The 24623-nt window shown below is 64.7% G+C and carries 20 protein-coding genes; 2 read left to right on the top strand and 18 right to left on the bottom strand.

The window, feature by feature from the left end:
* Nucleotides 1-49 precede the first annotated feature (49 nt).
* From ACZ2GY_RS05280 to ACZ2GY_RS05250, 7 genes are read right to left on the bottom strand one after another with little or no spacing between them, the layout of a single operon-like run.
* A complete protein-coding gene (locus ACZ2GY_RS05280) occupies nucleotides 50-1156 on the bottom strand; it encodes an NAD(P)/FAD-dependent oxidoreductase (protein WP_277358316.1) in 1107 nt (368 codons plus the stop codon).
* A 46-nt stretch (nucleotides 1157-1202) separates the two neighbouring features.
* Nucleotides 1203-1940 carry a glycosyltransferase family protein gene (locus ACZ2GY_RS05275; protein WP_277358315.1) on the bottom strand — a complete coding sequence of 246 codons (738 nt, stop codon included), beginning with the start codon at nucleotides 1938-1940 and terminating at the stop codon, nucleotides 1203-1205.
* A complete protein-coding gene (locus ACZ2GY_RS05270) occupies nucleotides 1937-2839 on the bottom strand; it encodes an aminoglycoside phosphotransferase family protein (RefSeq protein ID WP_471673211.1) in 903 nt (300 codons plus the stop codon). The genes ACZ2GY_RS05275 and ACZ2GY_RS05270 overlap by 4 nt, the downstream gene beginning before the upstream one ends.
* Nucleotides 2840-2888: 49 nt before the next feature.
* The gene (gatB, locus tag ACZ2GY_RS05265) at nucleotides 2889-4403 is read right to left on the bottom strand and encodes an Asp-tRNA(Asn)/Glu-tRNA(Gln) amidotransferase subunit GatB (RefSeq protein ID WP_471673210.1); all 1515 of its coding nucleotides are present in this window, start codon (nucleotides 4401-4403) and stop codon (nucleotides 2889-2891) included.
* Nucleotides 4404-5903 (bottom strand): Asp-tRNA(Asn)/Glu-tRNA(Gln) amidotransferase subunit GatA, encoded by a 1500-nt coding sequence (gatA, locus tag ACZ2GY_RS05260; protein ID WP_471673209.1) that lies wholly within the window; start codon nucleotides 5901-5903, stop codon nucleotides 4404-4406.
* A 2-nt stretch (nucleotides 5904-5905) separates the two neighbouring features.
* Nucleotides 5906-6202 (bottom strand): Asp-tRNA(Asn)/Glu-tRNA(Gln) amidotransferase subunit GatC, encoded by a 297-nt coding sequence (gene gatC, locus ACZ2GY_RS05255; protein ID WP_277358311.1) that lies wholly within the window; start codon nucleotides 6200-6202, stop codon nucleotides 5906-5908.
* Between the two features lie 42 nt (nucleotides 6203-6244).
* On the bottom strand, nucleotides 6245-6772 hold the full coding sequence (locus ACZ2GY_RS05250; RefSeq protein WP_277358310.1) for a GNAT family N-acetyltransferase: 528 nt from the start codon (nucleotides 6770-6772) through the stop codon (nucleotides 6245-6247).
* A gap of 242 nt (nucleotides 6773-7014) precedes the next feature.
* Between ACZ2GY_RS05250 and ACZ2GY_RS05245 the strand changes: the two genes are divergently transcribed.
* On the top strand, nucleotides 7015-8532 hold the full coding sequence (locus tag ACZ2GY_RS05245) for an HNH endonuclease signature motif containing protein (protein WP_471673208.1): 1518 nt from the start codon (nucleotides 7015-7017) through the stop codon (nucleotides 8530-8532).
* A gap of 188 nt (nucleotides 8533-8720) precedes the next feature.
* A complete protein-coding gene (locus ACZ2GY_RS05240; RefSeq protein WP_471673207.1) occupies nucleotides 8721-9176 on the top strand; it encodes an ASCH domain-containing protein in 456 nt (151 codons plus the stop codon).
* A gap of 93 nt (nucleotides 9177-9269) precedes the next feature.
* Here the strand turns inward: ACZ2GY_RS05240 and ACZ2GY_RS05235 are convergent, their stop codons facing one another.
* The 11 genes from ACZ2GY_RS05235 to ACZ2GY_RS05185 form a co-directional block, all read right to left on the bottom strand.
* The gene (locus ACZ2GY_RS05235) at nucleotides 9270-9761 is read right to left on the bottom strand and encodes a GNAT family N-acetyltransferase (protein WP_346028834.1); all 492 of its coding nucleotides are present in this window, start codon (nucleotides 9759-9761) and stop codon (nucleotides 9270-9272) included.
* Between the two features lie 91 nt (nucleotides 9762-9852).
* The gene (locus tag ACZ2GY_RS05230; protein ID WP_471673206.1) at nucleotides 9853-10314 is read right to left on the bottom strand and encodes a DUF2087 domain-containing protein; all 462 of its coding nucleotides are present in this window, start codon (nucleotides 10312-10314) and stop codon (nucleotides 9853-9855) included.
* Nucleotides 10311-11147, bottom strand: coding sequence for an inositol monophosphatase family protein (locus ACZ2GY_RS05225; protein WP_277358307.1), 837 nt, complete (start codon nucleotides 11145-11147; stop codon nucleotides 10311-10313). The genes ACZ2GY_RS05230 and ACZ2GY_RS05225 overlap by 4 nt, the downstream gene beginning before the upstream one ends.
* Entirely contained in the window at nucleotides 11144-13285 is a 2142-nt protein-coding gene (gene ligA, locus ACZ2GY_RS05220; RefSeq protein ID WP_277358327.1) for an NAD-dependent DNA ligase LigA, read from the bottom strand. The genes ACZ2GY_RS05225 and ligA overlap by 4 nt, the downstream gene beginning before the upstream one ends.
* A gap of 179 nt (nucleotides 13286-13464) precedes the next feature.
* Entirely contained in the window at nucleotides 13465-13734 is a 270-nt protein-coding gene (locus ACZ2GY_RS05215; RefSeq protein ID WP_026544706.1) for a WXG100 family type VII secretion target, read from the bottom strand.
* Between the two features lie 178 nt (nucleotides 13735-13912).
* Nucleotides 13913-18352: an FtsK/SpoIIIE domain-containing protein gene (locus ACZ2GY_RS05210; RefSeq protein WP_471673205.1), complete on the bottom strand. Its 4440-nt coding sequence runs from the start codon at nucleotides 18350-18352 to the stop codon at nucleotides 13913-13915.
* Nucleotides 18353-18408: 56 nt separating this feature from the next.
* The gene (locus tag ACZ2GY_RS05205; protein ID WP_056548635.1) at nucleotides 18409-19116 is read right to left on the bottom strand and encodes a flagellar basal body rod protein FlgC; all 708 of its coding nucleotides are present in this window, start codon (nucleotides 19114-19116) and stop codon (nucleotides 18409-18411) included.
* 16 nt (nucleotides 19117-19132) lie between these two features.
* Nucleotides 19133-20797, bottom strand: coding sequence for a serine/threonine-protein kinase (locus ACZ2GY_RS05200; protein ID WP_277358305.1), 1665 nt, complete (start codon nucleotides 20795-20797; stop codon nucleotides 19133-19135).
* Nucleotides 20794-22515 (bottom strand): hypothetical protein, encoded by a 1722-nt coding sequence (locus ACZ2GY_RS05195; protein ID WP_471673204.1) that lies wholly within the window; start codon nucleotides 22513-22515, stop codon nucleotides 20794-20796. Before ACZ2GY_RS05195 ends, ACZ2GY_RS05200 begins: the two co-directional genes overlap by 4 nt.
* On the bottom strand, nucleotides 22512-23390 hold the full coding sequence (locus ACZ2GY_RS05190) for a PP2C family protein-serine/threonine phosphatase (RefSeq protein WP_277358303.1): 879 nt from the start codon (nucleotides 23388-23390) through the stop codon (nucleotides 22512-22514). The genes ACZ2GY_RS05195 and ACZ2GY_RS05190 overlap by 4 nt, the downstream gene beginning before the upstream one ends.
* Complete coding sequence (locus tag ACZ2GY_RS05185; protein WP_471673203.1) at nucleotides 23387-24469, bottom strand: RDD family protein; 1083 nt, start codon at nucleotides 24467-24469, stop codon at nucleotides 23387-23389. Before ACZ2GY_RS05185 ends, ACZ2GY_RS05190 begins: the two co-directional genes overlap by 4 nt.
* Nucleotides 24470-24623: the final 154 nt, after the last annotated feature.

Genomic DNA, 24623 nt, shown 5'->3' with positions numbered 1-24623 from the left:
GTTTTACTCTAGACCCGCCGGTGCACTCGGGATGCTCAGGATTCCTGATTCAGCGTCCGGCGGCGAGCGCTGAGGCGAGAGACTGGCCGGCGGCGGCTCCTGCTCCAGTGCCGGTGATGAGCCCGGCCGACAGTTCGGCAATGGCCGACGACGTCTGGAACCCGTAGCCGCCCTGGCCCGCCAACCAGAAGAATCCCTCGGCTTCCGGATCGAATCCGACAACCGGGAGACCGTCTGCCACCTGGGTCCGCAATCCTGTCCAGGCGCGCATCACGCTCCCGATTCCGAGTGTGGTCATGGAATCAAGGCGAGCGATCAGTGCCTCCAGGTCCTCGGGACGCGGCTGTGCGTCCTCCGGCACGCTCGGGACCGTCTCGGCGGGTGAGATGAGGAGGCCGTCGTCGTCCCTGCGGAAATAGAAACTGTCATCCGCCGCCGCTACCATCGGCGAATCGGGGGCGGGGATATTGTCTGCGCCGACAACCGCTGCCGTCCGTCGGTAGGGCCGCATGCCCTGTGTGGCCACACCGGAGAGGACAGCCAGTTCATCAGCCCACGCGCCTGCCGCATTGACGACGACGGCGGCGTGCACTGCCTGCGAACCGGCACCGACTTCCCAGGCCGTCCGGAGCCGCTGGACCGAGTGAACGCGCGCGCCGGTCATGATCCTGGTGCCGCCTGCCTCCGCTGCCGACCGGTGATGATCCAGCAGGACGTCCGTGTTGCAGCCGACCGCCGTGGTGTCGAGTCCGGCGGCGTTGTAACCCTGCTGCCGGGCGGCCGGCTCGATTTGCGGACAAAGCTGCACTGCTTCTTCCCATGGGAGGCGTTCCATGGCGCCGCTGGCTCTGGCAGCGACGTCGTTGTCCGAACCGATCAGCATGAAACTGCGGGGAGTGAGCACCGGCGAGGGTAGCTCATCTTCACGTTCCCGGATGAGCTGAAGCGTCCGTGCGGTGAGTTGCTGGATCGCCTCGGGCCCGTAACTGGGGATGAGCTGCCGGGCCGACCTCGAGGAGGTGTGGTACGCGAGGGAATGTTCCGCCTCGACGAGGATGATCCTCAACTGTGCCCGCTGGTCCGATGCCAGCGCGGCCGCGAGCGAGAGCCCCGCGATACCGCCGCCAACAATCACAACGTCCGCTGTCTCAGTCATTGCGCTCCTTCGTTCCGCTTCCCTGGCGCTTTCACACCAGCCACAGCTACTCCAGTGCGACGCACAGGACTGAGGCGTCATCGGCCGATTCGCCGATCTCATCCTGTGTGGTCCGCAGCATCAGCATAAGCTCCTGCGCGCCCATCGGAGTCTGTACAGCCTCAAGGAAATCCGCCGGGCCGCTGACCAGCCCGAGGTCCACCGCCCGCCACGCGCCGTCGGATGCCAGCGCCACGGTATGGGCAGGCCCGAGCGTGACCAGCCGGGCGTGTTGCGCCGCTGCCGGTTCACGGCGTGCAACCCAGACCCCTTCCGGCGTGTTTCGCTCCAGCCGTGCCCGGCGCAATTCGTCACGCGATGACGGTCCGTCCAGGGCCTGCCCCACGTGTCTGACCTCCCCGTCATTGAGGGCCGCCACCACGTGGCAGTCGGCGAGGCTGAGGACCGAGAGGGCGCCGTCGTCGTCGGTTGTGACCAGGGAGACCGCGGCGCTCGGGAAGCGCTGGGATTCCGGTCCCACCAACTGGTGGCCGAGCTCGTCCACTTTCGCCAGCGCGGCGGCCAGAACGGCGCGGGGGTCCTGTGGTCCGGCGCTTTCCGCCAGCGCCAGCCCCAGGACCTGCGCATACCAGGAAGGGTTCGACGCGCCGGGGAGATCGAGTTCGTCGAGCAGCGACGTTGCGCCGTCGATCATCCAGGCGGCGTTGGCGCGGTATCCGCATGCGTCTTCCATGACGTGGTTGTCACCCTCGGTCTGGACCCGCGAGACATGTGTGAATTTCATCGGCAAGGCCCTTCGTCGATCAATATGTCATCGGCGAGAACGTCCTCGAGGATGCGGATCCCAATCGTGTGGAAGGCGGGACTGTCATCGGATGTTGCTGCCATGGCTGCGGCGATACAGAGCGCCCAACCGCGTGCCCGCTGCCAGGTCGCGGAATCCACAGACCGTTCCCTGGTGACCGTCTCGATGAAGATACGCCTTCCAATGCGGTCGAAGACGAGCCAGGCCGCGGCGAGGTCCGTGGCGGGGTCCCCTGCCGTCAGGTCGCCGAAGTCAAGGACGCCGGCGAGCCTGCCCTGCGGATTCAGGACGAGGTTCGCTGCGTGCAGGTCGCCGTGCAGCCACAGCGGCGGTCCGGTCCACTCGGGTTGGTCCCGCAGGACCCGCCAGAGGTGCAGGAGTTCCTCGGGCTGGCCGGCTGCGGCGATTCGCTCCTCCACAACCGCGCTCCGTGTGGACAGTGGTACTCCGCGGACCGTATTTCGTGGGGCGTCAGCCGGTGCCGGGCGGTGGAAAGCGTTCACGAACCGTGCCAGATCGGCGGCCGCGTTGAACCTGTGCGCTGCTTCGATGTCAGCCGCCACGGTCCCCTTCAGCCAGCGCGTGATGGTCCAGTACCACGGAAAGTACGACGACGGCGTGCCCGTCCGCACCGGAAGAGGCATGACAGTCGCGAGGCCCCGGCTCACTTCCGGCAGCCAACGCTGCTCGTTGCGGATGAGCTCCGCCGCCGCCTGCCGCCGCGGAAGGCGGACAGCGAGCTCGTCACCGAGCTTGAAGATCACGTTGTCCCAGCCGTTGGCCACCTCTAAGAGCGGCAACTCGGCGAAATCAGGGTGCTGGTCAGCGAGCAGGCGCATGACCAGGGCGGCGGTGACGTCCACCTCTGCTGGCGGCATTCTGGTCACGTTGTCCTCACCGCTGAACCTGATCTTCTGCTGATGCCGGCTAGCCCTCAACCCCGAGGCGTTCGAGGATGAGTTGACGAACTCGCCCGGCGTCTGCCTGGCCGCGGGTGGCCTTCATGACCCCGCCCACAATTGCTCCGACTGCCTGCAGCTTCCCGCCACGGATCTTCTCCGCGACATCGGGCTGCGCGGCAAGGGCGCCGTCAATCGCTTCGAGGAGGGCGCCGTCGTCTGACACGACCTCAAGGCCGCGCTGCGAGACTACTTCGGTGGGCGTGCCTTCGCCGGCGAGGACGCCGTCGAGCACCTCCCGGGAGAGCTTGTCGTTGATCTTGCCGGCGTCGATGAGGCCCTGCAGTTCCACGATCAGCGCAGGGGTTACGCCCAACTCGGCGGGTTCAACATCAGCGACCTTGGCTCGGCGGGAGATCTCACCCATCCACCATTTGCGTGCGGTTGCAGGCTTGACGCCGGCAGCGATGGTCTCCTCAATGGCGTCCATGACACCGGCGTTCACCACATCGCGGAACTCAGCGTCCGAGTAACCCCAGTCGGCCTGGAGGCGCTTGCGACGTGCGGCGGGAGGTTCAGGGAGCTCGCTGCGGAGCTTCTCGATCCAGGCGTCGTCGGTAACCACGGGCACCAGGTCAGGTTCCGGGAAGTAGCGGTAGTCGTCGGCATCGGACTTGGGGCGCCCCGCCGTCGTCGACCGTGTGTCCTCGTGCCAGTGGCGGGTTTCCTGCGTGATGGTGCCTCCGGCGTCGAGCACTGCGGCGTGGCGCTGGATCTCGTACCGGACAGCGTGCTCAACGGCACGCAGTGAATTGACGTTCTTCGTCTCGGTGCGGGTGCCGAACTTCTCCTGGCCCTTGGGCTTGAGGGAGACGTTGGCATCGCAGCGGACGTTGCCGCGCTCCATTTTTGCGTCGGAAACGCCGAGGTTCTTCACGATCTCGCGGATAGCTGCCACGTAGGCCTTGGCCAGTTCCGGCGCGCGCTCGCCAACGCCGACGATCGGCTTGGTGACGATTTCCACGAGGGGTACGCCGGCGCGGTTGTAGTCGACCAGCGAGAATTCGGCGCCCTGGATGCGGCCGGTGGCGCCGCCCATGTGCGTCAGCTTGCCGGCGTCCTCCTCCATGTGGGCGCGCTCGATCTCGACCGTGAAGACGGTGCCGTCAGCGAGCTCGATGTCGATTGAGCCGTCATAGGCGATGGGTTCGTCATACTGCGAGGTCTGGAAGTTCTTCGGGGTATCCGGGTAGAAGTAGTTCTTCCGGGCGAAGTGGCACTTCTCGGCGATCTTGCAGCCCAGCGCGAGGCCGATCTTGATCGAGGACTCGACGGCTACCCGGTTGATGACCGGAAGAACGCCCGGCAGACCAAGGTCCACCGGGGTGACGTTGGTGTTCGGCGTGTCTCCGAAAGCGTTCGGCGCTGAAGAGAACATTTTGGTGCGGGTGTTCAGTTCGACGTGGACCTCGAAGCCGAGCACCGGGTCGAACTTCTCCATGGCCTCGTCGAAGGACAGAATTTCGGCGGTTGCAGTGCTCATTTACTTCACTCCAGCAATCTCGGGTGCCTGTGCCAGCAAAGGTCCGCCCCAGGTGTCTTCCAGCAGCGCTTCCAGTGCGGCGCCTGCCCGGTAGAGCCGTGCATCCTGGCGCGCGGGGGCGAGGAACTGGATGCCCACCGGCAGTCCGTCAGCCAGGCCGCCGGGGACCGAGATGCCCGGCACGCCGGCCATGTTGGCAGGGATGGTGGCGACGTCGTTCAGGTACATGGCGAGCGGATCGTCCAGCTTCTCCCCCAGCTTGAACGCCGTGGTGGGAGCCGTGGGCGAGATAAGAACGTCTGCCTGAGTGAAGGCGGCGTCGAAGTCCCGTTGGATCAGGGTGCGGACTTTCTGTGCGGAGCCGTAATAGGCGTCGTAGTACCCGGCGCTCAGTGCGTAGGTGCCAAGGATGATGCGGCGCTTCACTTCGTCGCCGAAGCCGGCTGCGCGGGTGGCGCCCATGACCCGCTCAATCGTGGGAGCGCCGTCGGGCACTACACGCAGACCGAAGCGGACGCCGTCGTACTTGGCAAGGTTGGATGAGGCTTCCGAAGGCATGATCAGGTAGTAGGCGCCCAGCGCGTACTTGAAATTGGGGCAGGAAACCTCGACGACGTCGGCACCCGCTTGGCGCAGCAGGTCCAGTGCTTCAGTGAAGCGTGCCTGGACGCCGTCCTGATAACCCTCTCCCTGCAATTCCTTGATGACGCCGATGCGCAGGCCCTTGACGTCCGCGTTGCGTGCAGCCTCGGCGAGAGCGCCGACAGGATCAGTCAGCGAGGTGGAGTCGTGTGGATCATGGCCGCCGATGACCTCGTGGAGGAGTGCGGCGTCCAGCACCGTGCGGGTGACGGGGCCGATCTGGTCGAGGGAGGACGCCATGGCGATGGCACCGTAGCGGGACACGCCACCGTAGGTCGGCTTGACGCCGACGGTTCCGGTCACGGCACCGGGCTGGCGGATGGAACCGCCGGTGTCGGTTCCGAGCGCCAACGGCGCTTCGAAGGCGGCGACGGCGGCCGCTGACCCGCCGCCGGAACCGCCGGGGATGCGGTCGAGGTCCCACGGGTTGCGGGTTGGACCGTAAGCGGAGTGCTCCGTGGAGGAGCCCATGGCGAATTCGTCCAGGTTGGTCTTGCCGAGGATCGGCATCTTGGCGTCGCGAAGGCGCCGGACGACAGTGGCGTCATAGGGGCTGTGCCAGCCCTCGAGGATTTTCGAGCCGGCTGTGGTTGGCTGGCCTTTGGTGACGATGAGGTCCTTGACGGCAATAGGGACGCCTGCGAGCGGATGCATCGTATCTCCAATTGACCGCTCCTTGTCCACCTCGGATGCCACACGGAGGGCTTCATCAGTGTTGACGTGGAGGAACGCGTTGATCGCCGGATCCACTTCACCGATGCGATCGAGGTGAGCCTGGACAGCTTCCACTGCCGACACCTCGCGGGAGGAAAGCTTCTCGGCAAGCTGGGCGGCGCTGAGCCTGGTGAGATCGGTCATTTCTACTCCTCGTCCAGGATTGCGGGGACCTTGAAGCGGCCGGCTGCGTTGTCCGGGGCGCCGCTGAGAGCTTCCTCGTTGGTGAGCGTTTCACCGATGACGTCATCGCGGTAGACATTGCTCAGCGGAATGGGGTGGCTGGTTGCGGGAACGTCATCACCGGCAACTTCGCTGACCGTCTTGATGGAGTCGACGATGACGGAGAGCTCGCCGGTCATCCGGTCCAGCTCCTCGCCGGTCATGTCGATGTGGGCAAGCCGTGCCAGATGCGCGACGTCCTCACGGGTGATCTCGGGCATGTTTCTCCAGGATCTCGAGATGGCTGGGTTTCGGGTTCTAGTCTACGGGCGGGAGGTGACAGTCCTGTCCGGTTGCAGCCCAAGCCTGAAGACCCATAGCTGGATGTCTTCGTCGCGCACCCACCAGTCACGGCCTGGCACGCGTTCGAACCCCAAGGATTCGTACAGTCGGTGTGCCCGCACCATGTCGGAGCCACTGGTCAGGCTGACGGCGTCGATGCCGTCCAGGGCGCGCGCGTAGTCAATGATCCACTCGACCATCCGGCGCCCAAACCCACCACGCTGGACGGCGGGATCCACAGCGAGCATGCGGAACTCCAGCTCCCCCGCGAGTGCGATGTCGGTGTAGCGCTGACCCTCGAACGTAATGGCAAAGGAACCGACGACTACGCCGTCCTCCTCCCCTACCCATACCTCGGCGTGTTCGGCCCTGTGCTCGATATCGGAGAGAATCTGCACGTAGGGGTGGTCTGGGTCGCTGAAGTAGCCGGCGTGAATGTAGGCGTCCCGGGTGATCCGGCGGACGTCGTCGTAATCTGCTGCAGTGACGCGACGGATAGTGAAGGGCATAACGCAAGCCTTGTCGTGGAGTGGGCGGATCTGAAGCGGGCGGAAGATCCGCCTATCTATTGTGACGCACCCGGTTCTTATTACCGGGCTTCCTGGATGAAAACCGAGGCGCCCTCGCCACTGAATTCATTACGGTCAACCGGACGGCCTGAGACGCTTCCGATGTTGGTGAGGCGAGCTAACGGTTTATCCCGTTACCCACAGCCCCTTTCTTTCGAAGATATCTTCTAATAGAATGAAGTATGAGCCTGACAGCCGCACTCGACACCCTCCCCGGCGAACGGCTGCGCGCTCTCCCAGCCTTCGGATTCGATGATCCGGCCGGTTGCTCCGAACCTTCGATCAGCGAGCTGAAGCAGCTCCTTGCCGCGTACACCTCGCGTTTGGTGGCCGAGTTCGCGGGAATGGGACAGGATAAACTCGCCGAGCATTTGACCGGGATCGAGGATCTGTCCCGGACGGTCGAGTACCTTCAGCTCGTTGCGGCAACGGCAGTGGATCGCAGCAGCGCCGCAGCGGGCGGCAAGCCCACCGACACCAACAACACCACGACCGACGACGGGACCCCCACCGGTGGTGGTGCCGGTTTCGCGTTCGGTTTGTCCGGCCATTCCGGTGGGCGTTCGGCCTACCGGTGCACCGCCGGATACCTGCAGGACCGGCTACGGATCAGCAGAAGCGAAGCCAACCGCCGGCTCCGCCTCGGCGCGAAACTCATCCCCCGCACCACACTCACCGGAGAACCCCTACCCGCCGCCTGTGCACACCTCGCAGCGGCGGTCTCCGCCGGAGTGGTGTCCGGCAAAGCAGCCACCATGATCAACAGCGCCCTGGACCGCGCACAGTTCACCACCGAACCAGCCGTGCTCAACACGATCGAAGCCCAACTCACCGGCAGCGCCACCCGCTTCGATCCCGATTTCCTCACCAAACTCATCGGCCGCGTCGAAGCACACCTGGACCCCGACGGACCGGAACCGAGCGAGAAGGAACTCACCGCCCGCCAAGGCGTATTCCTCCACGGCAAAAAACGCGGCGTCCACCTACTCGACATCGCCGCCACCGACGAACAATACGAATACCTCACCACCATCATGAACACCGCCACCAACCCCCGAACCACCAACCCCCGAGACAGCGGAAGCGACGCCGCGGCAATCGAGACCAGAACCCGCGCCCAGCTGCTCCTGGACGGACTCGTCGGAGCCTGCCAACTAGCCCTGGCCACCGACAAACTCCCGGCCACCGGCGGACAGCGGCCACAAGTCCTCGTCACCATCGACTACCAAACACTCCTCGGCGACCTCGAAATGAGTACCGGCACCTTCTCCCCCACCGCCGGGGCATCACTCGCCTACACCGGGCCCGTCAACGCACGCACGGCCCGCAAAATCGCCTGCGACGCCGACATCATCCCGGTCGTCCTCGGCGGACAAGGCGAAATCCTCGACCTCGGCCGCACACAACGGCTCTTCACAGCCAAACAACGCAAAGCCCTCATCGCCCGAGACCAAGGCTGCGCCTTCCCCACCTGCACCATGCCTGCCCACTGGACCGAAGCCCACCACATCCGACCCTGGTCACACGGCGGAACCACCAGCACCGACAACGGAATACTTCTGTGCAGCCACCACCACCATCTGATCCATCAAAACGAATGGACCATCCAGATCCGGGACCGCCTCCCCTGGTTCATCCCACCCCCACACCTCGACCCAGACCAACAACCCCGACGCAACCACTACTGGACACTCTGCTGAACAAATCGCACCCGGCTGGAAAGCAGACGGCCGAGCAATCACGCGGCTGAGCGATCACGCGCGAGTAGCAGAGGAGCAGTCCCCAGACCTGTCGTTTACAGCTATTGCGGCCGGCTGATGCTGCCTGCGACCATGATGACGTGCAGCCTGAACCAGTCTCTCCACCCGATCTCTCAGCAGCCAGCCTCATGTGGAACGCTTATGCCCAAGCACATCCCGAAGCAGTAGCTGCCTCGCCCGAATACACGGTTGATCACTTCGGTGATTCGAAGCGGTTAGCCGACGAGCTCCTGAGCCTGGTCATCGGCGGTCGGAAACGGGCTACCGCGGATCTCGTCGCTGAATTCCTGGCACGCGGTGACGAGCTACCGCGCATCGGTTCCCACTGGGTTGCGTGCGACAGCGAAGGAAACCCCCGCATCATCATCCGCAGCACTGGCCTTCGTGTCGGCCCTTTCACCAGCGCTGACGCGGCATTCGCCGCCGACGAAGGCGAAGACGACGGAACCCTGGCAAGCTGGCAGCACGAACACCGGCGCTACTTCACACGGGTCAGCGCCGCTAGCGGCCGGCGATGGTCAGAGGATGACGAGATTATCTTCGAGCGCTTTGCTGTCACCTGGCCACCGGAACACGCTGACTGATTCCGGTGAAACCCGCTGACTCCCGGCGGACTCCGGCACTCCAGCACTCCGGCGATCCAGCGATCCAGCGATCCGCGACACGGCGAAACGGTCCTAAAGAGTCAACTTGTAGACGTGCAACGCAAATGTATCGGACAACAGAAAGTTCCGGGCAGGAACTCGGACAAAGTCCATTGACTCGTACAACTTGTGCTGTCCATCCATGTTCGGTGCGATGGTCAGGACAACCGCCGACACGTCAGGATCCATGCGAGCCCGCTCGATCACGGCCGCCACCAGCGCGTGCCCGATCCCCTTGTGCTGTTCGCCGGGCTCAACTGCGAGCATCCGAAACTCGAGTTCACCGTCATGCGCGACATCGCTGAAATCACCGCCGGCCCTCGTAACAAAAACCGATCCCATAATTTTTCCGGCCGATTCCGCAACCAGTAATGATGACCCGGAGTACCCCTCCTCAATCGCCGCCAGGATGTGGTTGTATGCGTACTCATCGTCGATGTAGCCGGCATCCGAATAGGCGGCCACAGTGATACGTCGGATCTCTGCGAAATCGTTCCTGTCCGCCGACCTGATATTAATGTCCATGGACGCCTCCTCTTGCGTTGGACGAGCGATGATCTGAGTGTGGCAGACCAACGAACCGCGAGCGCCGGACGAATGCAACGATCAGATTAATTTAGCCGGCAGTCGCTCTCCGGTACCGCGTTCCGTCTGGGTTGCGCACGAGAAACCCGAAGTCGACAAGCGCACGCCGAAGAGTCGGGATGTCCCCCGTAACCGTCGCTATCAATAGGTTCACTGCCGGCTCATCCAGCTCCTGATCAAGCGGGAACAAGCGATCGGCAAGGTGCTCCAGCACCGCCAACCGGTCCTCCTGGCCCGCCGGCAATCCATCGAGTCTGCCCTCGTGAAAGAACCGGTCCACTCCCCGTGGCCGCGCACCCGCCGCAGAACCCAGTACGTCCTTGAACATCCCGTCGTTGACGGATCCATCGCTCAACAGCAGCCCCGATTCAACGAGCTTCGAAAACTCCCTGGACCGGGCGCTGACGTCCTCACCAAGAATGGCCCGCGCATACGCTTCCCGAAGAGGTTCTGAGGCCAGCGTCGAAAAGACCTTCTGCCAACTGACCGTCATGTCCTGAGCTCCAGACGTTCCGTAACATCAATAACCGACTGCGGACCAGCCACTGTGAAAGCCGAGAAGCGCTCGGCTTCATCCGGCCCGCCATCGAGGACGGACGTAATGCCGGGCCGACGGACGGCCACGCCTGCTTCCTCGGCAATCAGCGCACCGGCCGCCCAGTCATGCTCATTCAACCCTCGCTCGACATAGGCATCCAGCGTGCCGTCAGCCACCATGCACAAATCCAGAGCAGCCGACCCGATCCGCCGCAGATCACCGTGCCCCGCCAACAGCTCACCCAGTTCACCCAGCTGCTGGGAACGCTGCCCCGGGTTATAGGTGAAGCCACTCCCCACCAGCGTGCCCGGTCTGCCTTCAGCCGGACCGTGCAGCTGCCGCACGGTACCCCGTTCACGTACCCACGCACCCTGCCCGTGCGATGCCCAGTACACCCGGTCCAGCGCAGGCGCATGAACGACGCCCGCCAGCCACACGCCGTCGTTGTCCACCGCTGCTACAGACGTACCGTAGTAGACGATGTTCCGGATGAAATTGGTGGTTCCATCAAGTGGGTCTATGGACCAGCGGACGCCGGAAGATGATCCTTCAGGCACGGTGGTCCCGTACTCCTCGCCGGTGATCGCATCATGCGGGCGGGACCGCCAGATCACATCACGGACGGCCCGCTCGGCAGCCGTGTCGAAAGCCGTCACCCAGTCACTGTCCGAACTCTTGTTCTCCGCCTGAAGCTCACCCTCACCGCGCTTCCGCAACACTGCCGCACCCGCTTCAGCGGCCTGCAACGCGACGTGCAGCAGTTCTGCCGGGCTGGCACTGGTATTCATACGCTTCCCTCCTCAAGCAGCTTCCGGAAACCGTCTTCATCCAGGACCGGCAGTCCAAGCTGCTCAGCCTTGTCCAGCTTGGTTCCCGCGTTTTCCCCCGCCACCACGTAACTGGTGTTCTTCGACACCGAACCCGACGCCTTGCCTCCGCGCTGAATGATGGCTTCTTTCGCTTCGTCACGGCTGAAACCCTCTAGAGAACCGGTGACGACGACGGTGAGCCCCTCCAGCGTGCGTGGCATGGACTCATCCACCTCATCCGCCATGCGAACTCCGTCTTCTGCCCACCGGTCGACGATCTCGCAGTGCCAGTCCTCCGCGAACCACTCCTTCAGAGCTGCCGCGATAGTTGGACCGACGCCGTCGACATTGGCAAGTTCCTCTTCGCTGGCACCGCGGATCCGATCCATCGAACCGAATGCCGTGGCCAGTGCCCGCGACGCCGTTGGCCCGACATGGCGGATGGACAGCGCAACCAGCACACGCCACAGCGGCTGCGATTTGGCTTTTTCCAGCTCCGCGAACAGCTTCCGTGTGTTCGCGGTTGGTTCCGAAGGTTTCTTTGCTGTTCCACGCGTATAGAAATAGGGAACGAGTTCCTGGCCGCTGACCACCCCCTTGATCTTTTTGTCCCGAAGGATTCGCACATCGGCGAGCTTTTCGGGGGTCAGCCTGAACAGGTTCGCTTCGGTGGTCAGCGGCGGTTCGTGAGGTTCAGCGGGCTGGGTGAGGGCGATCGCCGCTTCCCAGCCCAGCGCCTCAATGTCGAAGGCACCGCGGCCTGCTACGTGAAAGACCCTCTCCCGGAGCTGGGATGGACAGGACTTTGCGTTGGGACAGCGGATGTCGACGTCGCCCTCTTTTGCAGGTGCCAACGGTGTCCCGCAGGAGGGACACTCGGTAGGCATCACAAACTCGTGGGGCGGCGGATCCTGCTTCGAGCGAAGCGCCACTACCGGACCGACAATTTCCGGAATGACATCGCCGGCCTTACGGAGCACCACGATGTCACCGATGAGCACTCCCTTGGCCTTGACGACCTCCTGGTTGTGCAGTGTGGCCATCTCCACGGTGGAGCCTGCGACCTTCACGGGAACCATCATGCCGTAGGGCGTCACGCGCCCGGTGCGGCCCACATTGACCCGGATATCCAGGAGCTTGGTGTTCACTTCCTCCGGCGGATACTTGTACGCGACAGCCCACCGCGGCACACGGGAGGTGTGTCCGAGGGCCCGCTGCAGGGCGAAGCTGTCTACTTTGACAACAATCCCGTCAATTTCATGCAGCAGATCATGACGGTGCTCGCCATAGTGCTGAATGAAGTCGAGGACCTCCTGATAGGAACCGAGCACCTTGAAGTACGGCGAGACGGGCAGCCCCCACTGCTCAAGCAAGCCGTAAGTTTCCGACTGGCTTTCGGCTTGCAGACCCTCGCGCGCACCGATCCCGTGCACATACATGTCCAGCGGCCGCTGGGCAGTGAGCGCCGGGTCCTTTTGCCGAAGTGAACCTGCCGCTGCATTGCGGGGATTGGCGAACGGTGCCTTGCCTGCTTCAACCATCGACTCGTTGAGCTGGGTGAATTCCTTCGAGGGAAAGAACACCTCGCCCCGGATCTCCACCTCCGCCGGATGCTCGGAGCCCTTGAGCCTGCGCGGGATTGTCTTGATCGTGAGGACATTGTGCGTGATGTCCTCTCCGGTTGCTCCGTCACCGCGGGTTGCTGCCCGGACTAGTTCCCCGTTGCGGTAGAGAAGGTTGACCGCGAGGCCGTCAATTTTCAGCTCGGTCAGCCACGACACGCCGCTTCCCGGACGCTGCGACTCGATACTGGCCTCGGCACGCCGGACCCATGCCTCGAGCTCATCCGTGGAGAATACGTCTTCCAGGCTGTACATCCGTTGCAGATGCTGCACGGGCGAGAAGGCGGCAGACACATCCCCGCCGACCTCCTGTGTAGGGGAATCATTGGAGATCAGCTCCGGGTGCTCTGCCTCGATCTGTTCCAACCGGCGGAACAGTTCATCGAACTCTGCGTCCGAGACCAGCGGCGCATTCTCGTTGTAGTACGCGAAACGGTGACGCCGAACCTCCTCAACCAGGCTGCCGTATTCCTCCTTCAGGGAGTCATCCGGCACCTCGCCGGCGGGCAGCTCGACGTTGGGACCTGCTTCGGAATGCGCATCGGCGTGTTGGTTCACTGTGGCCACGCTTCCTATCTTGCCCCAGACCTCCGACACTTGCCCGCGTTGAAGGATGGGGTCAACGCAAACGGCCCGCAGCCGAAGCCGCGGGCCGTTCAGCCGTCCGAAAGAACCTACGCGTTGGAGGTTGCTTCCTGATCCTGGCGGTTGCGCTGTACGGTTGCGCTGACTTCCTGCAGCTGGGCTGCAATCTGGGTCAGCTGCGCGCGGTGCGTTTCCCACTCGCCGCGGAAGCGCTCGGAATCCGGGCCAACCCAGGCTGTGTTGCCAAGCTGCTGCGTCAGCTGGTTGGCGGTCTGGTTCAGTTCTTCGGACTTCTGGGTAAGCAGCTGTGCCAGCTGTCCCATCTGCTCCGGGTTGTTACCGTGTGTAACGTTGCTCATTGTCCCCACCTTTCGTCTGTGGCGGTCCGGCATTTCCGGAACCGCCTGCCCAAGCCGGGATATCCCTCGCGGGCTCCCCTGCTGAGCGACCAACTACAACCTATCCAAGCCCGCTTGCCGGTGTCGATGGGGACCGCTCCCCAAGCAGCACTCCCCACGTACGGGCTGGATCGGCGTGTCAGTCCAGGCCGCCCATGGTTGTAGCGACCTGTAGCTTGTAGGCCTTTCCGCGGCCGATCACGTACCCGCGGCCCGGGATGAAGCGGTTTCCGGCCGTCCGTCCGAGCGACGTGTTCAGGAGCGTGTCGCCGTCGAGCTCGTTCGGGTTGAGCAGAAGCCCCCGCCTGCCCGACTTGAACGGACCGGACAGGTTCCAGGCGCTGGACCAGGTTGAGGTCTCAGCCTCCCCGACCACCCATTGCCCGGCTTTCACTGCAGCCTTCACCAGCGAGCCCAGCTCGAGTTCCGCCAGCGAATCGCTGAACTCCGTCAGTCCCTCGATAAAGAACGCCACCGATCCTTCGGCGCCGTCCGCCAAGGTTGCGAGCCGCGCTAGCTCCGGCTGTACCAGTGCCGCCGTTACATGGGCCTCGTCCCACAGCCCGAGCGACGCCACCGTCGATCGCCGCGCACCGAGATAGATCCGCCTGACATTCGGCGACGACTTCTGCAGCGCCGCTGCCAGCGTCACGAGCGCGACGGTCCGCCCGGACCCAGGCGGGCCGGACACCATGAAGGCCCCGGTTGCAGCAACGGCTGCAGGCTCGAGGTTGAAGTCGTCGACGCCGATCACTGCTGAACCCGCCTGCGCCTCCGGCAGCACGTCCAGATCGATCGACTCCGGCAGGCTGAGCACGCCGGGCGCCTGCGGAACGCCCTGGCGCAGCATGGCATCACGCATGCGTTCGACCTCGCGAGCCTGGAGTTCCAGGTTGGCGTTGCCGCCGAAGACGGCGAGCTGCACCTCCAGCCCGTCGAGCAGCCCGCGCCCGGGTGGAGACGAGCTCGAAAGTACGTCGCGCGGCACCCCGAGGGTCGAGTAGTCGTCCTTGGCTGCCATCCGCAGGATGATCCGGCGGCTGATCGATGACGCCAACGACGGCGGCAGTGAATTGGTGCGTTCACCGGTCACGACAATGTGCACACCCATGGGACGGCCATCGGTCGCGATCTGCTGGAACAGTTCGAAGTGGCGCTCCCGCCCCTTGAACTCGTAGGTCTCCCGGAAGGTGGTGATGCCGTCGACCAGGAGCAGGATTCTCGGTTCGTCCGGCCGGCCAGCCAGCCTCCGGTACTCGGAGATACTTCCGGCCCGCACCTCGGCGAACCGGTCAGCGCGCTCGGTGATGATTCCGCGCAGGTACCGGAGCAGCCTGCCGATCCGCTCGGAATCATCCCCGTCAAGGATCGCGCCCACGTGGGGCAACTGACCGAGCATCTGCAGCCCATTGGACGCGCAGTCAATGCCGTACACCTGCACCGGACCACCCCGCACCGTCACAGCACACCCGATGGCGAGTGTCCGCAGGGCGGTGGACTTGCCGGACCCACCGGATCCAAGGATCGCCAAATTCCCGTCGACATCCGGCTGGTAGAAGACCGTGGGCTGCTCCTGGTGCTCCGGATCATCAGTGACGCCAAGCAGCAGCGATTCATCGGTACGCGGGTTGGGCAGCTTCGAGAAGTCGTATGCCTCGGCCAGTTCGGCCAGCCAGGGCTTGCGCGGCGGTTTGATGCCAAGCTCCAGCGCCGCCTGGGAAACATTTCCCACGATCCGCGCGATGTCATTCGGCCCACCCGGCTCGGAGACAACCTCATCAGCTGCAGACTCCCACCTCGTGCCTGAGCCGAAATTCATCTCCACCACGTCGATGCGCGGACGCGCAGGCGCACGCGTGGTCCAGCCCCCCGCATAGCCCGTCTGGAAGCTCTGGATGCGGCCGGGCCCCGTCTTGGCAGCACCACGGCCCGGAATGGTGGGGCTGAAGTAGGCAGCCATCGGCGTCCCGAGGATGTCCTGTGAATCATCCGTGTCAGCCATCCGCAAAGCAATCCGGAGGTTGGTGTTGGCGCGCAGGTTGTCCTTGATGACACCGGACGGCCGTTGCGTTGCCAGGATCAGGTGCAGGCCGAGTGACCGACCGCGCGCCGCTATATCGACCACCCCGTCGACAAACTCCGGCACTTCGCGGGCGAGCGCCGCGAATTCGTCCACAACGATGACAAGGGAGGGCGGCGTCTCCGGATCCGCATCCCGCTCCATGGCCAACAGGTCCTTGGCCTTCTTGCGGTTGAACAGGTGTTCCCGGTAGTGCAGCTCGGCCCGCAGCGAGGTCAGCGCCCGCCGCACCAGGTGCGGTGACAGGTCGGTGACCAGACCTACCGTGTGCGGCAACTTCACGCAGTCGGCGAACGCCGCTCCACCCTTGTAGTCGACAAACAGGAACGTGAGCCGGTCAGGACTGTACGCAGCGGCCATGCCGAGCACCCAGGACTGCAGGAACTCGGACTTGCCGGCGCCGGTGGTTCCCCCGACCAGTGCGTGCGGGCCCTCGGTCTTGAGGTCCAGGTACATCGGCTCGACGCCCTTCGAACCCACCAGTGCACGAAGCGATCCCTGGTGCTTCCGGTTGGGCAGCGCACTGGACGCCACCGAGTTATTCTCCGTCCAGCGGTCGGCGACCGCCGTCGTCGCCTCCACCAGTTCATTCCCCGCCAACGTCACGTAGGAGACTGCACGCGGAAGATCCGAATCATCCTCCACAGGCTTGCCGACGTCGACGACGGGAGTCAGCATCCGCGCCAGCTGCCCTGCCAGCTCAAGATCCACGCTTTCGCAGCTGACCGGCGTCGACAGTTCACCCAACCGCACCTGGCCGCTGACATTCGCCGCGTCGCCGTCGACAAAGAGGAAGTCGCGGCAGGCCGCCGGCAGCGCCGCAACCGTCCCGGCAACCCAAACAACATGGACGCCGACGTCCGCTCCTGCCTCGGCAACTCTGGTCAGGCGGGCGCGGTCAACCGTGACATCGTCCTCCACGACCACGAGGACCGACGGCGTGACCGGCACAGGCTGTTCCACTTCCTTCGTGGGGTCCAACCGCCCGCGAAGCGCGACCCCCGAGCGTTCGGCAGCGCGGACCGAGACGAGGTCCTCCAGCCGGGACAACAGCAGTCCCGCCGCGGCCGGTCCGGCCGCCAGATGGTCACCGGTCAACGGGCTGTGGACTGAGCCGGTGTGCGGGAGCCACTGCAGCCAACCCCACCGTTCCTTCGACTGCACCGAGGTCAACGCAACAACGGTCAGCTCGGCCGGAGAATGCAGCCCGATCGCCTGGATGACCAGTCCGCGTGCTACGTCGTCAACGATCCCGCGTGCCCCAGCGACGCCCAGTGCGCCGGACAGACGGAGATTCGCCACGATGGGTACGTCGTCAATGTAGGCGTACTCCTCTGCGGCGTCGCGGATCTCCTCGGAGAACTCGGGCAGTGTGTCTGAGCCGGCAGGTTCAGACAGCTCGATCCGGGACGGTGCACGGCCGGTACCGAACCGCAGGCTCAGGAAGAAGTCGTGCTCCGGGCGGTGCGTCCACAGCAGTGGGCCCAGTTTGTAGACGGCGTCGACCGTGTCCGCCACCGAGGGCGCCTCGGCATGCCGGACGGCACGCTCTACTTTCCGTGTCCTTTCGATGTCGCTGCGGAAGAACGCCATCGAGTCGCGGAACTGCGCCACAGCCTCCCGGAAGGTCCGCTTGGCGTTGATCCGCTGGTCGAGGTAGCTGCCCACCAGGATCATCGGCATCATGAGAATGAAAATCAGGCTGAACGGGCTGCGTGTAATGGAAAACATGATGGCGCCCAGCAGGATCGGCGCAATGAGCAGCAGGTAGGGGAAGCGCATGGGATTCGGCCGCCTCGGGCCCGCCGGAATCTGCTTGGGCTTTTCGACGAAGGCCGGTACAACGCGCGGCGAGCGGTTGAACTCTATGAGCGGGTTGGTGGGATCGGCGGAGTAGGCGCGGGTCAGCGGCACCACTGCAAGGGTGGTGTCTCCCAGCGTGATCTCATCCGCGCTGGTCAGGGTTGTCCGCTCCACCCTCGTGCCGCCCATGAGGAGGCCGTTCGCGGAGTTCGTGTCAATGATTTCAATGCCGTCGGCCACGTTGATCCGCGCGTGCCGCTTGGACATCATCGGATCGGCGAAGCGGATATCGCAGTTGCGGTCCCGGCCCAGGTAGCTGGCGCCGGCCGGCAGCGAAAATTCCTTGCCGGCGTCGGGCCCTGACAGAACCCGTAGCGTGGCGACCGCCGGCCCCCGGTCCTGTCCCGGCACGTTGAACTGGTCGCTGACCCGGCTGATAGTCACGGCGGAGCCGGGCCGCAGACCCGATTCAAACAGGCTGACGTCGGGATTGAGCGTTCGGCCGCGCATGCCGCCGGCAACGTAGGACTCCTCGACTGTCAGGGACAACTGACCAGGAGGTTCAGCCCCCGCACGCGCCGGATCAGCCACATACAGCTCGCGGGCAACATCGCTTACGGTAGCGAGCCCGTCCACGGTGACAGCGAGATCCTTCGCGGGGTCAGGATCACGCCGCAGGGTGAGGCGCAGCAACATGTCAGGAACACTCCGGGTGGTTGAGGTGGACGTCAGGACGGAACGGCGCGGACAGCTCAGTCCTCATCCGCCTTGCCCTTCATGGTTTCGAGCAGATCGAGGTCCTCGGGCGTGACCAGGTGCGAGGTCACGGCATGTTCCACCAGCCGGGCGCGCCGGTTGGTGGCGAGCTTGCCGCCGCCGCCGCGCAGGCCCACGACTCCCACCCGGTCCAGTTTGTCGCACACGTTGTCCAGCTTGCGGTTGAACTTGGTCAGCGCCCAGCCCAACCGTTGCGCAGCCGCCGCAGAGGATGGAATGGAACTGAACCCGGTCCCTTCACGGCGCAGCATCGGTTCAGCGAGCGCTACGATCAGCGCACGCTGCGAATCGGTGAAGCGAACCGGGCCGATCGTCGTTGTCCCGGAGCCGTCGTCGACCTGGCGCTCCTGGCGGAAGGCGGGGGTCTTGAGGTGCACGTCGAACTCGTAGGTAGTGGGGCCGGCCGTGAAGACAACGCGGGTCTGCCCGAAGACCAGCGGAATCCTGGCACCGGGCGCAACCCACGCCTGCATTCCGCCGGTGGTGTCCGCAACGGTGGCCGAGAGCATGGTGCCCACGTTATTGAGCCACCAGATTCCGTTCTGATGGGCAATCTGGAGGAACTTGCGGTGTAGGTACGGATTGTCGTCCACCTCAAGATCGCCTTCGCGACCGATGTTGAACGGCTCTCCGTCCTTCGGCTCATGCCACTCACCGCAATAATCTATTGCCAGTTCCCCCACGGGTATTCCCTTCAACTCACTCAGGCCAGCAGGCGCGTTCGGGTTCGGAAGCAGTTCCGTTTGCCCGCACTATCTGTATATCAGCGCAGGTGCGTCCGTCCGGATTGGCCGCGACGGGCGCCTCGGTCTGCACTGTGCGGTCCCAGTCCCCCTCCTCGGTGACGGTCACGGTCCGGAAGCGGTACACGTCACCTTCCTGCGGATCGGGATTGGTCCAGGTGAAGACAACAGTGTTGCCGGACTCCCCTGCGGTGATACCCGTGGGCGCCGGCACAACGCCCTCAACACCGGCCAGCGCGTCCGGCGGCGGCTGGGTGGGCGGTGCCACGGTCGGTTGGTCTTCCGGTTGCCCGTTCACGATGGCGAATACCCCGATTCCGACGCCGGCCAGCAGCACCAGCCCCAGCAGGATGCCCACCAGTGGGCTGCGCTTGCGACGGACAGGTTCGGCGTCGGCTGGAGCGGCTTCCAGCCCCGTACCCACGGGCCTGCCGAGCGTCGTATCCAGACGGACGGAGTCGCCCTGCGGCTCACCCCCACGGAGGATGGTGCGGTCCCGCCACGCGTGGTCTTCGGTTGCGCTATTGTCTGCCGCGTCCTCCGCTGCTGGAGGTTGGTCGACCCTGGAGGACATGGACGACGACGGCGCGGAGTAGGTGGGCACGGAACCGTGCGAAGGGCGACTGGGCGCGGTGGGTGACGCCGTCGGGAAGGTGGGTGAAAAGGTGGAAGACTCCGGGTCGATGGAGACGACCTTGCGCACGCGGGTGGCTTCGGCGCCGTCGTCGTTCTGATACACGTGTTCGGTGTCATCCAGAACTTCAAACGGGGTGACCGAGATGCCCAGTTCCGTCTGGATCCGCTGCAACGAAAGCGCAAAGGAGTGTGCCGAGCTGTAGCGGGCGGCCGGGTTCTTGGCCATCGCTGTTGCCAGCGCAAGCTCCAGGGATTGCGGCACATCATCCCTGCCGATCGGGGCAAGCGGCATTGACCCGATGCGGTCCATCAACTGGCTCTGCGAATTGTCCAGGCCCGGGAACACGAAGGGCGAGCGGCCGGCAAGAAGCGTGTAGAGGGTGGCTCCGAGGGACCAGACGTCCATCCGGATCCCGTCCACGCTGCCGCCCTCGAATGCTTCCGGCGGGGACCAGGGGATGGACATGCCGAGGTCCTCATCGGCGCCGCCGTCCGTGGTGCCGGAGATGCCGAAGTCCGTGAGCGCAGGGCGGTTGTATTCGGTGACCAGGATATTTGCCGGTTTGATGTCGCGGTGCACGATGCCGGCGCGGTGGGCAGACTCGACGGCTGAAGCGACCTGAATGCCGATCGTCAGTGTTTCGGCCAGCGAGAGCCGCCCCTTGCGGTACCGCACGTCCAGGCTCGGGCGCGAGCAGTACTCCATCGCGAGGTAGGAGTGCCCGTCGTCGGTGATGTTCGCTTCGTAGATCGTGACGATATACGGGTGCGTGGAGAGCTGGGCCATGAGGTTGGCCTCGGACTCGAACGCCTTGCGGGCGCCTTCGGTCAGCAGACCGGACACCAGGACCTTGACGGCTACGCGACGGCGCGGACGGTCCTGCTCGTACAGGTACACGTCGGAGAAACCACCCGATCCGAGCAGGCTGACGTAGCGGTAGCCCGGGATGTGCGGCGGTGGTGCGGCGGCGCGCCGTGAAGTCATCGCAGGCCCTCGAAGCGCAGGAAGATGTCGTCACCGAGCTGGGCGACATCACCATCAAGGAGGAACGCGGTCTCCGATTCGCCCAGGCGGCGTGGCGGCTGGCCCGCGCGAATCAGCACCGTGCCGTTGGTGGCCTTGAGATCGCACAGCAGGACGTGCCAGCCGTCGAGCCGCACCTCGACGTGTGAGCGCGAAATATCCCCGCCGGCGCTGGTGACCTGCACCAGCTTCGGCATACCACGGCCCTGAACCCGTGAGACGGACGGCTGCCGGCCAATGATCAGCGACTGGTCCAGTTCCACCACCTCACCGGTTGAAATGCGCATGGTGCCAAGACTTGGCCGGCGGACCTCACGCGGTTCGCTGTCAAGGGGCTGGGAACAGACTTTGCAGTCCGATGCTTCCGGCGGATTGGCGTGACCCTGCCCGCACAGCCTCGCCAGCACCAAAGGTCCGGTACCGGGACGCGGCTCAGCTGCCGGTTGGGCAGGCTGCTGCGATGGTTGGACCTGCAGGTCGCTGCGCATGATCGTCTGGCCATCGTGATCTTCGGCGTCGGGGAGGTCGCGGGGCTGCTTCGGTGCGGGGGCGTCAGGCGTGATCGACGTGTCAGGCGTGATTGGGGTTGCGGACTTGTTTAAGGTTGCGGGCCCTGTTGCCGTTCCGCCGGTCCCGGCACTCTTGCGTGCCCACGGTACGGAGTCGATCAGCTGCCCGGGTGCAGTCAGCGGTATCGGCGACGCATCGGCCGGCGGCGTGGACGGCTCCGGCTGTGGCTTTGACAGCTCTGATAGCTCTGACAGCTCTGACTGCTCTGACTGCTCTGACAGCTCCGCCTGCTGTGGTCGTTCCGACGGCCGTGACGGTTGTTCCGGCACCTGAGCAACGTCCTCCTGAACGTCTACCTCGTTCGACGGGTTAGCTTCCTCAGGTGGACGCACCGCAGCGTCCTCCACGCGCCGCATGACAGTTTGGTCCCACAGGTGGTCGTAGCCGGTGGTCTGGAGCTCGGGATCCGGTTCGGCCTGCTGGTTCTGGTCCTCACCGATGCTGTCCGCACCGTCCGCCGCACGTTGGCCGTCTTCATCGACGCCGTCAGTGGAGCTCAGATAAAGGCTCGGGTTGATTGTGGCGAGTTCCTCAGCCTCAGCAGCACCCGTCACAGCGCGTTCGGGATCAGCGGGTTCGGGCTCGGCGCGCACGGGATCAGCCGGCCCGACCGGCCCAAAAGACTTAACGGAGACGACAGACGCCCGGACAATCCCTGACTCAAGCGGCAGGGTAGCAGTGTCCCCGCCTGCCCCGGAATAACCGCCTGGGCCAATAGAACCGGCTGCGTCGACAGAGCCGCCGCTCAGCGTGAAGCCGTTTCCGCCGCCGTCGACGATTCGCTCCACCCACGTGGTCACCTTTTGCCCGGACAACTCAACCTGCGCGCCGCCGTCGTCGGTGTCGACACTCAGGTGAACATCGCCTCGAAGCAGTACATGGAGCCGGTCCGTGTGGGACACCACACCGAACGGAGGCATGGATTCGAGCCCCTGCCCAAAACCACCCGCGACGATCGGCAGCACAGCCTGCAAATTGGGGTTCTCCCCCAGTTGGTTCCAGAGCCGGTCGGTCAGCTCAGGTGCGGTGGCAGCAGGGACCAGCACTACGACGCCGGAACGCACCACACTGAGCCACCCCTCCCCTGGAAGGTAACGGACTGCGCTCACGAACGCTCCACCTCGGCGTTGGAAGCATCAGCGTCCGGAGCACCCGGACCATTCGGACCATCCGCAGCAGCGGTATCCGCACCGATCATGCGTGGCGCTGTGGTGTGGAGCTCGGCATCGGGGTCGATCCCGTGGGCGTCGATCACCACCACGGTCACGTTGTCGCGGGCACCATTGCGGAGAGTCTCCTGCACCAGCGCGTCAGCAGCCTGCTGCGGATCGGCCGTGGAACTGAGGAGAGTGTAGATGCGATCGTCGGAGACCTCGGTGCTCAGTCCATCCGAGCAGATGAGGATCCTGTCGTCCTCTTCCACCGGCATGAGCCAGTAGTCGGCCTCGGAATCGTCACCCGTTCCCAGCGCACGGGTGATGACATGCCGTCTGGGGTGGCCAACGGCCTGCTCCTGCGTGATGTGGCCGCGGTCCACCAGCTCCTGCACCTCGGAATGATCAACGGAAATCTGCCCGAACCGGCCCTGACACAACCGGTAGGTGCGTGAATCGCCCACATTGAAGAAGAGCCAGTAGGGCATCCCGGACTCTTCCACCAGGACGACGCCGGACAGCGTAGTGCCCGCCCGGCCTCCCGTCTCTGAGCGGATGTGCTCATCAGCAGTGCGCAGCAATTCCTCGAGATCCGCCGCTGAAAAGTGCGGGGCATGCTCGCCGATGATGCTGCTCTCCGCCAGGGTCCGCACGCAGATTCCTGAAGCGACCTCCCCTGCCTCGTGCCCGCCCATGCCGTCCGCCACCGCGAAGATCGGCTCGGACGCAATCAGGGAGTCTTCGTTCAATTGGCGCTTGAGGCCGCGGTCGGTCGCGTACCCGACGGTGAGTTCGATGTTCCGGTCCTTCATCTGTTCGAAATTGCTCATGCCTGTTCCACCCTGAAGCTGCGGTCGCCGAAGTACACAGTGGAACCGGGTGGCGCCCACGAAGGCTGGCCTCCCGGCAGCGGAGTACGTTCACCGTCCGCACCGCCCACGGCACTGCCGTTGGTTGAATGACGATCGGTCACCCACAGCCTGCCCGCGTCGACGCGCAGGTGAAGGTGGGTTTTCGAGACTGAGCGCCCCTCGTCCTTCACGGGGATCAGCTGTGCCGGCTCGTTGTCCTTCCCTGCAGGGTTGCGGCCGATCAGCGCCACGGATTCCAGCACCAGGTCGCGGCCGTCGTCGAGCAGGATACGCACAGCTTTACGGCCGGCCGGCTCAGCGTACGTTTTCACCGGCGCGGACCCCCGGGACATGACCGTCTCTCCGGCTTCCTCATCGGGGTGCAGGGTGCCGAAGTCAGGAAGCGGGGCCGTCCTGCCCGTTGGAACCTTCTCTGGCTGGAAGAGCACCGGTTCTGCTGTGCGCGCCACCGGTTCAGGCCGGGCAACGACCGGCGACTGGATGGGCTGGACGGCAGGCGGAACCGGTTGCGGAGCGAACGACGACGGCCCGTTGATTCCTCCGGTCAGCAGCGGATTGCGGCCGCGCCGGACATCGAACACAAACGTTCGCGCGGCTTTGTCATACCAGCCCTGACGCTTCCCGTGGGGGTCGAACAGGTTGGAGATCATGACGATCACGAAGCCAAGCACCGGAATGATCCCCGAGAGCGCGATGATGAGGTTGCGCAGAAAGACAGCCAGCCAGCCGGGCGCGAAGCCCTCCTCGTTGGTGGTCCGCAGGCCGAACATCAGGTTGCCAGGGGTCTTGCCGGTTTTCGCTTCCCAGCCCCAGAGGAAGATCCAGTAGCCAAGCGCCAGCAGGCTGCCTGCACCCATCACAACGAAAAACATGGACAGATCGACGACGGCGGAACTCGCCGACACCTGCTCGTAGCCAATCAGTGGCATACCGGCCACGGCGGCCAGTCCGCTGATCAGCGCAGGCGGAATACCGTCAACCAGCTTTGCTCCGAGCCGCTTGCCTGCCGAACCGTTCTCAAGGTTGAGCTGAGCCATGGTGCCCCGCGTTCCTCCCTCACCGTTCATCCGGGCATCAGGATGCGCCAACGCACCGCCCGGTGGGTCCACTGTACGGACATGCGGGGCACGATTGGGAATGGAAGCGCCGCAGCGCACGCAATACGCCGTGCCGGCGGCCACCCGTGACGAA

The sequence above is a fragment of the Arthrobacter sp. KKT183 genome (assembly GCF_055657625.1).
This window is presented reverse-complemented; position numbering and strand designations above follow the sequence as displayed.

Coding starts and splice junctions, on each gene's coding strand:
- ACZ2GY_RS05230 (WP_471673206.1), bottom strand. CDS start 10,314: ATGACGGTCAGTTGGCAGAAGGTCTTTTCGACGCTGGCCTCAGAACCT.
- ACZ2GY_RS05225 (WP_277358307.1), bottom strand. CDS start 11,147: ATGAATACCAGTGCCAGCCCGGCAGAACTGCTGCACGTCGCGTTGCAG.
- ACZ2GY_RS05275 (WP_277358315.1), bottom strand. CDS start 1,940: ATGAAATTCACACATGTCTCGCGGGTCCAGACCGAGGGTGACAACCAC.
- ACZ2GY_RS05185 (WP_471673203.1), bottom strand. CDS start 24,469: ATGGCTCAGCTCAACCTTGAGAACGGTTCGGCAGGCAAGCGGCTCGGA.
- gatC (WP_277358311.1), bottom strand. CDS start 6,202: ATGCCCGAGATCACCCGTGAGGACGTCGCGCATCTGGCACGGCTTGCC.
- ACZ2GY_RS05280 (WP_277358316.1), bottom strand. CDS start 1,156: ATGACTGAGACAGCGGACGTTGTGATTGTTGGCGGCGGTATCGCGGGG.
- ACZ2GY_RS05270 (WP_471673211.1), bottom strand. CDS start 2,839: ATGCCGCCAGCAGAGGTGGACGTCACCGCCGCCCTGGTCATGCGCCTG.
- gatA (WP_471673209.1), bottom strand. CDS start 5,903: ATGACCGATCTCACCAGGCTCAGCGCCGCCCAGCTTGCCGAGAAGCTT.
- ACZ2GY_RS05235 (WP_346028834.1), bottom strand. CDS start 9,761: ATGGACATTAATATCAGGTCGGCGGACAGGAACGATTTCGCAGAGATC.
- ACZ2GY_RS05215 (WP_026544706.1), bottom strand. CDS start 13,734: ATGAGCAACGTTACACACGGTAACAACCCGGAGCAGATGGGACAGCTG.
- ACZ2GY_RS05245 (WP_471673208.1), top strand. CDS start 7,015: ATGAGCCTGACAGCCGCACTCGACACCCTCCCCGGCGAACGGCTGCGC.
- gatB (WP_471673210.1), bottom strand. CDS start 4,403: ATGAGCACTGCAACCGCCGAAATTCTGTCCTTCGACGAGGCCATGGAG.
- ACZ2GY_RS05190 (WP_277358303.1), bottom strand. CDS start 23,390: ATGAGCAATTTCGAACAGATGAAGGACCGGAACATCGAACTCACCGTC.
- ACZ2GY_RS05210 (WP_471673205.1), bottom strand. CDS start 18,352: ATGTTGCTGCGCCTCACCCTGCGGCGTGATCCTGACCCCGCGAAGGAT.
- ACZ2GY_RS05250 (WP_277358310.1), bottom strand. CDS start 6,772: ATGCCCTTCACTATCCGTCGCGTCACTGCAGCAGATTACGACGACGTC.
- ACZ2GY_RS05200 (WP_277358305.1), bottom strand. CDS start 20,797: ATGACTTCACGGCGCGCCGCCGCACCACCGCCGCACATCCCGGGCTAC.
- ACZ2GY_RS05240 (WP_471673207.1), top strand. CDS start 8,721: ATGTGGAACGCTTATGCCCAAGCACATCCCGAAGCAGTAGCTGCCTCG.